11 protein-coding genes are annotated in these 13,720 nt (G+C 41.0%); all 11 read left to right on the top strand.

The features are described from left to right. A partial coding sequence (locus I6E38_RS12460) for a formylglycine-generating enzyme family protein (protein WP_235394297.1) occupies positions 1-707 on the top strand: 707 nt, incomplete at its 5' end. Positions 708-774: 67 nt separating this feature from the next. Continuing rightward, positions 775-2,154, top strand: a complete 1,380-nt coding sequence (locus I6E38_RS12455) for a formylglycine-generating enzyme family protein (protein WP_235394296.1) — start codon at positions 775-777, stop codon at positions 2,152-2,154. A 22-nt stretch (positions 2,155-2,176) separates the two neighbouring features. Next, the gene (locus tag I6E38_RS12450) at positions 2,177-3,325 is read left to right on the top strand and encodes a formylglycine-generating enzyme family protein (RefSeq protein WP_235394295.1); all 1,149 of its coding nucleotides are present in this window, start codon (positions 2,177-2,179) and stop codon (positions 3,323-3,325) included. 73 nt (positions 3,326-3,398) lie between these two features. Next, a complete protein-coding gene (locus tag I6E38_RS12445) occupies positions 3,399-4,250 on the top strand; it encodes a PP2C family protein-serine/threonine phosphatase (RefSeq protein ID WP_235394294.1) in 852 nt (283 codons plus the stop codon). 109 nt (positions 4,251-4,359) lie between these two features. Continuing rightward, entirely contained in the window at positions 4,360-5,160 is an 801-nt protein-coding gene (locus I6E38_RS12440; RefSeq protein WP_235394293.1) for a hypothetical protein, read from the top strand. Positions 5,161-5,195: 35 nt separating this feature from the next. Further along, positions 5,196-6,815 carry an SEL1-like repeat protein gene (locus I6E38_RS12435; RefSeq protein WP_235394292.1) on the top strand — a complete coding sequence of 540 codons (1,620 nt, stop codon included), beginning with the start codon at positions 5,196-5,198 and terminating at the stop codon, positions 6,813-6,815. 6 nt (positions 6,816-6,821) lie between these two features. Then, on the top strand, positions 6,822-7,934 hold the full coding sequence (locus I6E38_RS12430; protein ID WP_235394291.1) for a hypothetical protein: 1,113 nt from the start codon (positions 6,822-6,824) through the stop codon (positions 7,932-7,934). Further along, complete coding sequence (locus I6E38_RS12425; RefSeq protein WP_235394290.1) at positions 7,931-8,638, top strand: hypothetical protein; 708 nt, start codon at positions 7,931-7,933, stop codon at positions 8,636-8,638. The genes I6E38_RS12430 and I6E38_RS12425 overlap by 4 nt, the downstream gene beginning before the upstream one ends. 26 nt (positions 8,639-8,664) lie before the next feature. Next, positions 8,665-9,651 carry a nuclear transport factor 2 family protein gene (locus I6E38_RS12420; RefSeq protein WP_235394289.1) on the top strand — a complete coding sequence of 329 codons (987 nt, stop codon included), beginning with the start codon at positions 8,665-8,667 and terminating at the stop codon, positions 9,649-9,651. Between the two features lie 214 nt (positions 9,652-9,865). Continuing rightward, positions 9,866-10,666 carry an ADP-ribosylglycohydrolase family protein gene (locus I6E38_RS12415; protein ID WP_235394288.1) on the top strand — a complete coding sequence of 267 codons (801 nt, stop codon included), beginning with the start codon at positions 9,866-9,868 and terminating at the stop codon, positions 10,664-10,666. Between the two features lie 65 nt (positions 10,667-10,731). Continuing rightward, positions 10,732-13,509, top strand: coding sequence for a CHAT domain-containing protein (locus tag I6E38_RS12410; RefSeq protein ID WP_235394287.1), 2,778 nt, complete (start codon positions 10,732-10,734; stop codon positions 13,507-13,509). Positions 13,510-13,720 lie beyond the last annotated feature (211 nt).

Below are 13,720 nucleotides of genomic sequence, written 5' to 3'. Positions count from 1 at the left end.
CAGACAATACAATAACCATTCCCGTAAAGAAAGGCATAAGCATTGATATGGTTCGTGTTGAGGCAGGAACGTTCACTATGGGAGCGACATCAGAGATGGAGGATCCGTATGATTGGGAAAAACCTACTCATCAAGTGACTCTGACCAACGATTATTACATAGGTAAATACGAGGTTACACAGGCTTTGTGGAAAGCCGTAATGGGTAATAATCCTTCTAACTTTAAGGGTGACAACTTGCCAGTAGAGAAAGTTAGTTGGGACGACTGTCAGGAATTCATCAACAAGCTGAATAGAATAACAGGCAAGACGTTCCGTCTCCCCACTGAAGCCGAATGGGAATATGCTGCCCGTGGTGGAAAGAAGAGCAGAGGTTATCAGTATAGCGGTAGTAATAATATCTCAGATGTAGCATGGTACAGCGACAACAGCGGTAATATGACTAATGATGTAGGTTCAAAGCAAGCAAATGAATTAGGCATATATGATATGACTGGTAATGTGTGGGAGTGGTGTCAGGATAGGTATGGACGATATGATAGTTTTTCACAGGTAAATCCTACAGGTGCTAATAGTGGGTCTGACCGCGTGTACCGTGGGGGTAGCTGGAGCTACACTGCCAGGTACTGTCGCTCGTCATTCCGTTTAAGAATCACGTCTGGCTACCGTCGCAGCTTCCTTGGGTTCCGCCTGGTCCTCTCCGAGTAACTATTTATTATTTCGAGTTTCCACTCTTTTTATTGATATCCTAAGCCCTCAAACAAATATAAATTTCATGCATAAAATACTTCTATCTTTCGTCTTGCTCTTTGCAGCAATATCATCAGTCTTTGCGCAGAAGCTCACAGTCGAGTCCTTCAAGCTTGCCCCAAGCGACCTTACAGCCCATACTCAGCCACGCAAGGACCTTAATGACTGTAACTGTGCACTAATAAAAGTAGGTATAGCTCTTGATGGTGTGAAGTTTGATGGTGGTATTATGGGGAAACCAGTTCAAAAGATTGGTGAATATTGGGTTTATATGCCAAAAGGTGTTTCCATGCTGCAAGTTCTACATAAGAACTACACTCCTCTTATGGTTAACTTTTACGATTATGGTATTGGTAAGGTGGAGAGTGGAGCAACGTATGTCTTGACATTGAAAAAGCCAAATACTATTACTGAACGACAAACCCAGAAGTTGAGAATAAAATATTCACCAACTTCGGCTTCCGTTCTTGTTGACAATAAATTTGTTAAAGGAACGAATGGTATTGCAGAAACAACATTGACGGTTGGTCAACATTCATATATTGTTGCTTGTGATGGATATGAGTCGGAGGAAGGGACTGTAAAACTGAAAGCATCTTCTCCAAGTACTATTCAGATATCTTTACTAAAAGAATCTATAGTAGACAATGGTATTTCAGAAAACAATAACCAACATATTGAGGATATAAATGAAACAACAGATAATGACAGAGTTGCGAAATTATTAGAAAAACTCAATGATGATATGGTGTATATTGAGGCAGTGGAATTCACTATGGGAGCAACAAAAGAACAAAAAGGAGAAGCTAATTCAGATGAAAAACCTGCTCATCCAGTTGTATTGAACTGTTTTAATCTATGCAAATATGAGGTAACTCAAGAACTCTGGGAGGCAGTGATGGGTGATAATCCTTCACATTTTAAAGGTAAAAATCTACCAGTAGAAAATGTAAGCTGGGATGATTGTCTAAAGTTTATAATGAAGTTAAATGAACTTACGGGTAAAAAATACAGACTTCCCACTGAAGCGGAATGGGAATATGCTGCTCGTGGAGGAAGTAACAGCATGCATTATAAATATAGTGGAGGAAACTACTTGGAATATTTATCGTGGTGTTTCCGCAATAGTATGGATAAGACTCATACGGTTGGAATGATGAAACCTAACGAATTGGGACTTTATGATATGTCGGGTAATGTATGGGAGTGGTGTCAAGATTGGTATGGATCATACGACAAAAAAACGGCATATTATCCAACTGGACCAATAAAGGCTTACAATAAAGTTTTTCGTGGTGGAGGCTATGACAATGGTGAAACGTATTGCCGTTGTTCGTATAGAAACGGAACGGCTCCACAAAATAAATTTAAAAATCTTGGACTTCGACTTGCCCATTCAAAATAAGATTAATGTATGATATAGAATTATGCAAAAGAAACTATTATTCATATTAATGCTCTTTATGGCAATACCATCCACATTTGCCCAAGAGCTGACAGTAAAATCGTTCAAGATAGCTTCAAGTGACTTGACTGCTCAAACTCAGCCACGCAAGGATACAAACAACTGCAACTGTGCCGTTGTCAAAGTACTGTTTGTTGGCGACATTATTGATTTCGGTGGAAATATAGTCAAGCCTGTTGTTAAGTACACGAATGAGACTTGGGTGTATATGCCACAGAGATCACGGCAATTAAAAATCACAACCAAAGACTATCTTCCGCTTATGGTTACATTTGAAGACTACGGAGTGGATAAATTGGAGAGCAACCGCACGTATGTGCTTACGCTTTTGGGCAATAAAAAAATAGACGAGAGGTTGATAGCCCTACTATCGTCTAACCAACAATTTGCCCAACCACCAGTAAAAACTGTATCTATAAACGTAAAAGATGGCATAAATATAGAAATGGTAAAGGTAGAGGCAGGAACGTTCACTATGGGAGCTACTGCTGAAATGGAATCTCCAACAGACGATGAAAAGCCTGCACATAAAGTTACAATAACTAAAGATTTTTATATCGGTAAGTATGAGGTAACTCAAGCCCAATGGTATGCTATAATGGAAGAAGAACCTATACCTGGGTTTTATATGGGCGACCAATATCCTAAAGACGATGTCCGTTGGATTGATTGTCAGAAATTTATAAGCAAATTGAATCAGATTACAGGCAAGAATTTCCGTCTACCAACAGTCGCAGAATGGGAATATGCAGCTAGAGGTGGAAGCAAAAGTCGAGGCTATCAATATAGTGGAAGTAACAACCTCTCTGATGTAGCATGGTATCGAGCTAACAGTAATAACACCATGCATCCCGTGGGTACAAAACAAGCAAATGAATTAGGTATATATGATATGTCTGGCAATGTTTGGGAGTGGTGTTTACTCCCAATGGGGAAATATCCACACAAGCCACAAAAAGACCCTATAGGTAAAAAACAATGGAATACTCTTGAACTCCGAGGTGGAGACTGGAACAGTTATACTAAAGACTGTCGGTCATCTAACCGTAAATTTCTTACTAATTGGAACCTTACTAATGGCATTGGCTTTAGGTTAGTATTAACAGAGTAACACATATACCTCAAAACCGTCAAATTAACATCCATTACACCCCCACTCCATTTTTCATTTTAAAATTTCTTCTATGCTACACCATTGTTTTTTCTCTCAACTTGGCAACCGCCCGTCTCAACAAGACTGTCTTTCACCAACAGAGCTAACAGCCCATACATCTTTTTTTGTTGTATGCGATGGTGTTGGTGGCAGAGACCATGGTGAGATAGCCAGCAGTCTTGTTTGTCAATCGTTCGAACAAAATCTTGCTAATAACGACTGTTGCAATTTAAAAGCAGCAGACATTGTAAGACTTACAAACGAAGCATACAAGACATTATACAAAAACAGGGCAGTTTGTGCATCAATGGCTACAACACTTGCTTTTATGGCAAAGACCAATGAGGGAATGCTCTTGGCACATCTTGGCGACAGCCGTATCTATCAAATACGCAAGGGCGAAGGAGTGGTATTTCAGACCAAAGACCATTCGCTCGTAAACGATTTACTCGACAATGGAGAGATAAAGCCAGAGGAAGTCAAAAACCATCCTAAAGGTAATGTCATAACAAAATGCTTGTTCGTTACCGATGACAAAGACCGATATATGACTCCGACAATAACCTTGATACGCGACATAAAGCCACATGACGTGTTTATGCTATGTACAGATGGAGTATATGGCATGGTCGACAACGACGACTTGGCTGAGATACTGACATCCGACATTTCTCTTGAAGAGAGAACAAAAGAGTTGGCGACTATATGCAGGAACAGCCACGACAACAACACGGCTTATATCGTAGAGATAGATGACATAGACGATGACGGCACAGACAAGAAAGAGAACATAACCTACACAATAGAGAAGCCAAGGGAAACAATAAAAAGCCGATTTTTCGACTTCGTCAGAGAAACCCTTGGTTTCGTCAAAGAAACTTAGCCATTGAAGCAACATGAAGAAAAAGACTTGGCTGAGATATAAATAAGTCCTATCTTTGCATCAGAAATAAAAACAAAACGGAATTATAAACCCTATAAAAACATTGATTATGGAGACACAGGCTTTGAACATCAACGAAAACTCAAAAGAGAACTTGAAGAAAGGTGCAGCATTAGCTGGAGCAGCTATGGCTGGTGCAGGTGTTATGGTAACTGCCGATATTATAAGAGGAGAGGAAGACATAGATATTGTGGATTCTATAGATGACAACCCTACTGCCCCTATTGCAGGAGAGACGAATGCCAACAATGCAACAACACAGTCTACAGACACTCACAACGCAGCACAAGACAATGCCGCAAGTGCAACAACACAAACAGCAGAACCTGCTGCAACGGCATCTACCACAGAGCCACAACCACAGGCCACTGTAGAAGAACCGACTCAAACCAATGGACCATCGGCTAATGAATCTTCTACTAATGAGGTGAACACAGAAGTCAACGTAGACGATATTCCTGATGTTGACCCTAACCTCGTGGCACAGAACCTGACCGACGACGTTATAATGGTTGACCCTACCGACATCGACATGGCGAACATGGACATTGCAGCGGTGGGAACAGTGGAGACCGTTGACGGCGAGGTGTTGACAGCTGCACAGATTGTAGGTGACAATGGCGAAACCCTGTATATGGTGGACGTAAACGGAAATGGCTCGTATGATGTTGTTACCGACGATACTGGCAATGTGTTGGCTGAGGTGCCTTCTACTCTTACTGTGAGCGACACCGAAAGCATCATTGGCACAAACAATGATGACTATGGCTATTTGGCACAGAACGATAGCGACAACCCAACGGATGCTGTTGTGGACAATGCTATGGACGACGTTGTAGACCTTGGATAATAAAGGCATGTTAAATCAAAAGACCAACAAAAACTATGAGATATAAATGTATAATGCTGACTGTGGCAATGACTTTATTTACTGCCTATAATGCCACAGCTCAGAAAAAAACAACCCCGAACAGACAGGCAAAGCCTGCGGCAGTGAATGCTGACTCTGTAGAGGTGAGGAAGTTGACCGATGCTGCCAAGAAAGGCAACAGCGAGGCTCAAAACACTCTCGGCACTTACTACTACTCTGGCAAGAAAGTGAAGCAGAACTATGATGTGGCTCTGAAATGGTTTAGTATGGCTGCCAAGCAGAAACATGTGAAGGCTATAGCTAACATGGGACTCTGCTACCAATTGGGACGTGGCATTAAGCAGGATTCTGTGATGGCTGTGAAACTCTATAAGGAGTCTATAAAGGCTGGCAACGCCGAATTGGTGAAGCAACGCGAAGAGAATGTGGCAAAGAACAAGTCGGCTTTCGACATAAACCTGCTTGCCGACATCTACTACAATGGATGTGGAAACACTGTGAAGAAGAACAATGAGCTTGCACTGAAATACTTGAAGATGGCAGCAGCCAACAACTCGATTGAAGCTGCGGTAAGAGTGGCAACCATCTACGACCAGGCTAAGATGTATACCGAGGCTTTACCTTACTACCAAAAGGCGGCGAGCAAAGGCGACGCTGTGTCGGAATATAAATGTGGCGATTATCTCTGCAATGGCAAAGGCACTAAGGTGAATAAGGCTCAGGCTGCGACATATCTCGACAAGGCTGCTAAAAAGAATGTGCCTAATGCGATGATGATGCTCGGCGACTTGCTGTACAAGGGCGACGGCATTCAGCAGGACTATGCCAAGGCTATGGGCTTGTATAAGCTTGCGGCTGCCAAGAACAATCCTGTGGCAGTATGGAATGTGGGAATAATGTATAAGAACGGACAGGGCGTGAAGCCGAACTATGTCATTGCACTGCAATGGCTTGCCGATGCTGCCTCAAAGGGAATGAAAGCCAACTTCCAAAAGTTTCTCAACGAACCTAATGTGGAGATAAAGAACGGATGGAAGAACACCGACTTCTACTCGTTTGTACATGCCATGACGTTTATGGAATCGACGACACCCGATTATGCTACGGCTGTGAAGGAGCTTACTATTCTCGAAAAGAAAAACATTGCCGTGGCTTCTACATTGCTCGGATTCTGCTATGCCGACAAGTCGTGGAAAAAAGCCAACGAGAAGAAGATGATGGCTTATTACGAGAAGGCAGCAAAAGCTGATGACCCTTATGCCAACTATCTGCTCGCAAAGCTCTACTTTGAAGGAAGTTATGCGGTGAAGGCTGACAAGAACAAGGTGGTGGAATGCTACGAAAAGGCATCTGAGGGTGGATATGCACCTGCAAAATGTGAACTTGGCAACTTGTATTTCACTGGAAAGATTGTCAACAAGGACATATCGAAGGCTATAGCCTATTATAATGATGCCTTGCTGAACGGTTATCTCTCTAAGGAGGCTGCCGACAATCTTGCTTCATGCTATCAGCAGGGACTTGGCGGTGTGAAGAAAGATGCCGAGATGGCAAAAGAGATTGCCAAGCGCGGAAAAGTGGGCAACGTCTGGACTGCTTTGCTGCGTGGTATAACGTTTGAACAAAAAAACTAAACATATATGAGAACCATTTTATCTGCCATTGTCCTTCTGTTGTGTATTGCAACAGAAGGCATGGCACAAAACATGTCGTTCAAGACGGAAGAACTGAAAAGGGTTGCTGCGGAACTGAAGCTGGACGGTCTGGACACTCTTAAGGTTGGCTATTCTGTCTTCCAAAAGGACAAATATAAGATTGTTGTCAGGAAGACTGACAATGGTATGGTGGAGCATATAGGATTAAGTCTGTTCCGCAATGCCTACCGCCAGAAGGACAACAATGCCGTGCTTGAGTTTATAGAGAGCGGACTGTTGTGCCAGACATTTAAACTGACAAGAAACAATCTGAAGTATATGGACGCCAAGTTTGTTAAGGGTGGATGGAGCAATTTGCTCGCCATTACCGACTCGGCTTCGTTCACTATAGGCAAGATAGACAACAAGGCGTATCAAGCAGTATGGAAAGAAGGCAAGACGGAAGTTGTCAACATGCTTATACCCATAAAATACGACCTATTGCTGAGTGCGCCACGCAAGGAACTTGAGCATAACTTTATGCGCGACCTGAAAGCGTATAAGCCTAAGCAGCAACCTGCAGAATGCGACATTGACGTGGCTGACCTAAGAACGATTAGAGATCTTGAGGATACTCTGTATACTCTACCTGGCAAGAACTATATACTGCCTACCGTAACCAACACAACATATTATAGGCTCAGCGGAAAGCAGGACTATGTGCCAGTGATCGACACAAAGTATCCTGTGCAGACTATTGCTAACACTATGTTGCTTAACTGCAAGAGTATTCCCGAAGCCAAGATGTCGATAACGATGATAGCAAGCGACAAGAAAAATGAGACAGCTACCGTCAGTGTAAGACAGTTTATGGAGTTTGTAAAGAGTCAGGGTTGCATTCCTTATTTCAGTTTCGAGGAGATGAAGGATGGCAAGTTTTATGGAGCCATGTTTATATATAATAAGGAGACTGGCTACGACCATATCTTTAGTCTGGAATGTGATGTGAAGGATATTGCCACAAACAAGTTGGTGATTAATTCCAAAGCATATCTCTACACTCCAACGACAAATGTGAAGAACCTCTATAACGACATTAAAACAAAGAAAGCGAAATGACATTAAGACGATTATGCACATTTGTTGTGGCACTGGTTGCTTGCGCTCTGTCGTGCTTTGCACAAGATACAGTTGAGGCTATCAACGAAATAAAACTGTCGGGCAAATATTTCACTGCTGAGGCTACTGCCGCAAGTGTTGACGAAGCTAAGAACATTGCGTTCAGTTATCTTAAGGAGAATATTGCCAACTACTGTGAGGAAATGGAGATAGAGGAGGTTGCCGAGGACAAGATAATGGCTAACTTGCAACAAAAGAGCGTAAACCGTGGCGATGCTATAATGGTGTTGGTGTATGTGGCTAAAACCATTGTTGAGAAGAAAGAGGCTATGACTTTCCATCCCAACACAAGCGTGAACACAAATACTAACAACAATAATACAAATACAACTCCCGTCTTGGGGTCGGCTAACTGGCCTGACATAATCAAGAAGGTTTGTGACGTGAGCTCCTTCGTCCAGTTGCAGTACTTACTTGACATGGCTATGGACAACAACCTTATTGACTCGTGGGGCAAATTCAATTCCATGCTCAATCAAACCGAATGTTATCTTGTGATGATGAACGTTGACCGACAAATAGTGGGTGTTCTATCACCAGTGAAAAATGGCGCAAGAACGGACGTGAAGACAGGAATGGTTGTTGACTCTGAAGGCATGAAATCTTTTAAAAACTGTGCACCTATATGTGTGCGTGTAAAATAATCTGCATATAAAATAATCAAAGCTTTATGAAAAGATATATTCTTTTACTTTATGTCGTATTGGTTTCATCGTTGATGTCTGCTCAGGTGACGTTCCAGTTCAGCGACGGCATATACAATGAATCGCTTAAGTCGCATGTCGAAAGAAACGTGTCGTCGTTGCTGAGCGAGATAAACAAGGCGGAAGCCAACCATCGACAGTTGAACCTAACAAATGTTGACATTGACGATATGGCTGCGAGTGGTTTGAAAAGCCTTTGGACAAACATTCATTTTCGTTGTGAGTGGAACAATAATGTGCAGTCTTGCCTAAAGGACTTCACTGGATATGAGATAAGACAGATTCCTGTGGAGATGAAACCCATCGACAATACTTACAAGGGCGAGATACATAAGGAGTTGACTATCAGCTTCAATAAGAAAGGTGTAATCACGGGTGTTAGAACAGCCATCGACAACAACTCGTATGTAGCTCTTCTGCATGGTAGCAACTCTAACGTTGACCTTAGAATGAGAAGAGAGATTCTGAACTTTGTGGAGAACTTCAGAAGCTACTATGTGGAGAAAAACATCAATGCTCTGCAAGAAATCTTTAGCGATGATGCTCTTATCATTACTGGTCGTGTTATCAGAACATTAGGCAAAAACAACATTGACGGTGTCTCGCAAAAGGTGAATGAGAAAGTGGTGTACAGTAAACAAAACAAACAGCAGTATATCAATAATCTTAGGAATCTGTTCAAAGGCAATGAATTCATAAATGTTGACTTTTCGGACATAGAACTTATGCGTCATGGTTCAAATCCTAACATTTATGGTGTGAGACTACGCCAGAAATGGAGCAGTCAGCAATACAATGGCAGACAATACTCCGACGATGGATACGTGTTCCTGCTTTGGGATTTCCAAGAAGAAGGCAGTCCGAAGATTCATGTTAGAACATGGACACCCAAAAGAGCAAACCAGACAAAAGACGACTTCTCGCCAGAGGATTTCTTTATTCCGAATAACTAAGTGGAATCATTAGTGTCCCGATTTTAATGGAACACTAATGAGATTCATCAATAACAAGAATCAGCGTTGATAATCTAATAGCAAATTGTTACTTTCCAACTCTATATCCCATAAACATACAAAATAACAAACTTAAAAGTTGTGCCCGTCACGGATTAGGGTATTGAGATATGAGATTTTCTTGTGACTTTGATAACGTAAACAAGTGAAAATTATGATAGGAAGTATTATAGGAGACATTGTGGGAAGCATATATGAGTTCCACAATATAAAGACGAAGGAATTCCCTTTGTTTTCAGACCGGTCTGACTATACGGATGACAGCATTTTGTCGATAGCTACTGCAAAGTGGATTCTTGAAGGTGCAAGTAAGAGTGATAGCGGTAGGTATTATTATAGATATGGGACAAACTATCCACATCCATTGGGTGGATATGGCAGCGGTTTTCAGAAATGGCTTTGGCAATCTGAAAATGGAGATTTTGAACCATATGTAAGTTGCGGTAACGGTTGTGCAATGCGTGTTGGACCTGTTGGATGGGCTTTTGATACCATAGAAGATGTTCTTGTGTATGCAAAATGTTCGGCAGAGTGTACCCACAATCATCCAGAAGGAATTAAAGGTGCACAGGCTACGGCACTTTGCGTGCTTATGGGCAGGAAAGGGCTAAGCAAGGAAGAAATAAGGAGTGAAATATCAGCACGTTTTGGCTATAACCTAAACTTTACTTGTGACGAAATTCGTAACACGTATAAATGGGGAGGTACTTGTCAGGATACAGTGCCACAGGCTATTGTCGCATTCCTCGATGGAAAAAACTTTGAAGATTGCATACGCAACGCTGTAAGTATAGGTGGCGACAGTGATACTATTGCCTGTATTACTGGCTCTATTGCTGAGGCTTATTTTGGAGTACCCGAAGAACTCTATGTAGAAGCTTTTAATCGCTTAACTCCACATTTTAAGAATGTTGTTACAGAGTTTGAGGAAAAATTTGGCAATAACTTTTTGTAACAGCTAAGATATCGTCCCGCAGCTTGCTATTCTCGGATATTGTAGAAATGATAGAAAAAGGTTGTATGAAGAACTATAAACATTATATATCTGTTGCTGTTATATGGCTTATATCCACCTGTTGTATATGTGCGCAGACAAATCCGTACAGATACGGAAGTCCACATTATTGGATGGCACAAAGTTCTTTGGATATTTACGCAGGCAAATTTGACATTGCTTACGAACATTTGCAAAAAGCGCAAAAGGGATACCGCGATGTTGGTGATATAGCTTTTCAGATTCAAGCCGAAGAAGCAATGGGAACATTGAACGTGGCATTGGGCGAATGGGAAAAAGCAAACAATCATTATAATGATGCTTTGCAAAAGGCTGTAGAATACAAAGATGACTTTGTTCAAGCCCAAATTGTGGCTAATTTAATTTCTTTGTATAGAACTACTGGCGACATAGTAGGCTACAACCATTATCAAAAAGAGTTAGACTCTCTTTATAATGTGTCCAATTCTGCCAAACTGAAAACCATATATCATATATATTGGGCAAAGGAATATTTTGCCCGAAAAGAGTTTGCCATGGCAGAGACTCAATTGCAGCAATGTTGGAATGTGATGCAAGATTTGTCTTTCTCTGACCGGGAACAGGCAAAACTTGATTATTACAGCAACATGATGAACTTGAAGCAACAACAAAAGGAATACAAAGATGCTATCAGATTTGCAAAGAATCATATAGAACAGACAAAAATATTGAATGGTAGAAATTGTGATCTACAGTACCTTTATTACAGTAATTTATGTAAACTCTATGCCTTGAACAATGACAGCACAGAAGCCTTTGCTTGTTTGGACAGTATGGAGCGTGGAGTTGGTCATTCATATCAAGACAAGGAGGTAATTGCCAACTTTTATAATATAAAAGGCTGTTGCTATGCCGATTTTAAGAAATACGGGAAAGCGATAGAGTATTTCAATAAAGCATACAATTCTCTCGATGGTAAAATGATAGAGGATTCTCCTTCAAAATTCACAAGTCTATTGAACAAAGCAGAAGTATACTTCGTACAAAAACGGTATAATGATGCTTTTGCTACCTATAGCAGATATGTAAAAGCATGCAAGAATAAATATGGAGAGACATCAGGTACATATTATCAGACGCTATTCACTTTGGCCAACATTGAAGGTGCTCGAGGAAACATAACAGAGGCAGACCGTCTGTTCCGGGTTTCTATGAATTACTTAATTGGAAACTTAAAACAATTATGGCGATACGCAACTCCTTCGCAAAGAGAACAGTTCTGGATAGAAACGCTGAATAATCTTAGTGGAATGGCAGCATTTGCAATAAAATGCGGAATCAATAACAATGATTTGATAGAAACATGTTATAATGCCTTGTTGTTCTCAAAGTCCTTGCTGCTTGAAACCGAGAAGTCAGTTGTCGATGTCATCCGAATGGAAGGAACTGATGACGACATTGCCTGCTATCGTAATCTGTTGGCTGTAAACAATAGAACTCTGGCATTGAAAAACAACTATGAATATAATAAGATTGAAATAGACAGTTTGACGATACAGCAAAGAGAGTTGGAACAACGGTTAAGTCGCAAGTGCCAGAGTTACAGCAAATATGAGACATACCTTGACATAAACTATGAAAAGGTTAGGAATAGTCTGGCTGATCATGAAGTAGTGATAGATTTCTCTGATTATCAAGCGGAAGATTCTGTTCGCCAATATGTAGCATATATTTATGATAAAGATAAAAGCCATCCTCTTTTGGTGAAGTGTTTTGACCAACAGCAACTGGGTGCTATGCTGGATGGTATGCAAAACTTTACACTCTATGATTTTGAGCAATTGCAGGATGGGGCTGCAAACTTGATATGGAAACCTATTGAAGCAAACATAGCCAAAGGAAGTACTGTGTATTATATTCCATCGGGTGTCATGCACGGCATCGCATTGGAAGCTCTACCTCTTTCTGATGGAACGACATTAGGGCAGCATTATGATTTTGTAAGACTGACGTCTGCAAGAGAAATTGTGAATGCTCACCATTCTAACAAAATCAATAGAACTGCTACACTTTACGGAGGACTGCAATACAGTTTAGCTCCACAAAAGATGGAAGAAGAAAGTAAGGTGTATGAAAAATCTGATTTGGCAGGGCTGGTACGTTCAGAGTATGGTGAATCTGGATTTAAGGACTTGCGCAATACGAAAGATGAAGTAAAGAAGATTGAAAAAACTTTGATGGACAACGGGTTTAGTGTTAAAGCTTACTTAGGTTCTAAGGGAAATGCTGAGTCTTTTGTGGCTTTAAATGGCAAGTCTCCATCTATAGTGCATATAGCTACGCATGGTTTCTATTATACCCCAGATGAGGCGAAAGACAAGGATTTTCTTAGTGGTTATACCGATGCTATGTCATTATCCGGGTTGGTATTTGCAGGAGGAAATGCAGCTTGGTTAGGTAAGAAGAATGTAGATGGTGTGCTTGGTGGAGTGCTGACTGCTAAAGATATTGCAAATCTTGATTTCAAAGGAACTGATTTGTTGGTTCTTTCTGCATGTAAGACAGGACAAGGTAAAGTAACTGCAGAAGGGGTGTTTGGTTTGCAGCGTGCGTTCAAAAAAGCTGGTGTTGGTACCATCATCATGTCGCTGTGGAATGTAGATGATAAAGTGACTTCAGAATTTATGGTTGCTTTCTATGGGCAGCTTACTGATAAGGCTAATAACTGGAACAAGCGCAAAGCGTTTGAACAGACCAAAGAAATCATCCGCAAGAAGCATCCTGATCCATATTATTGGGCTGCATTTGTGATGTTGGACTGATAGGAATGGTTACTTTTCTCCCTCTTCTATCATAAATAGTCAAACAAAACTATTATGAATATGAAACAGGACGAAATTGTAAATGAGATTTGCCGAATGAGCGGTCAAACTAAAAGAGAAAATAATTTGTAGAAAATAGGGCTCACCCGTAAAACCCTGTGTTTACCCAAAGATCATTGATAGTCTGTAGAGGAAGAAGTCGATATCAACA

This window comes from Leyella stercorea, assembly GCF_021531355.1.
Taxonomy (GTDB): domain Bacteria; phylum Bacteroidota; class Bacteroidia; order Bacteroidales; family Bacteroidaceae; genus Prevotella.
This window is presented reverse-complemented; position numbering and strand designations above follow the sequence as displayed.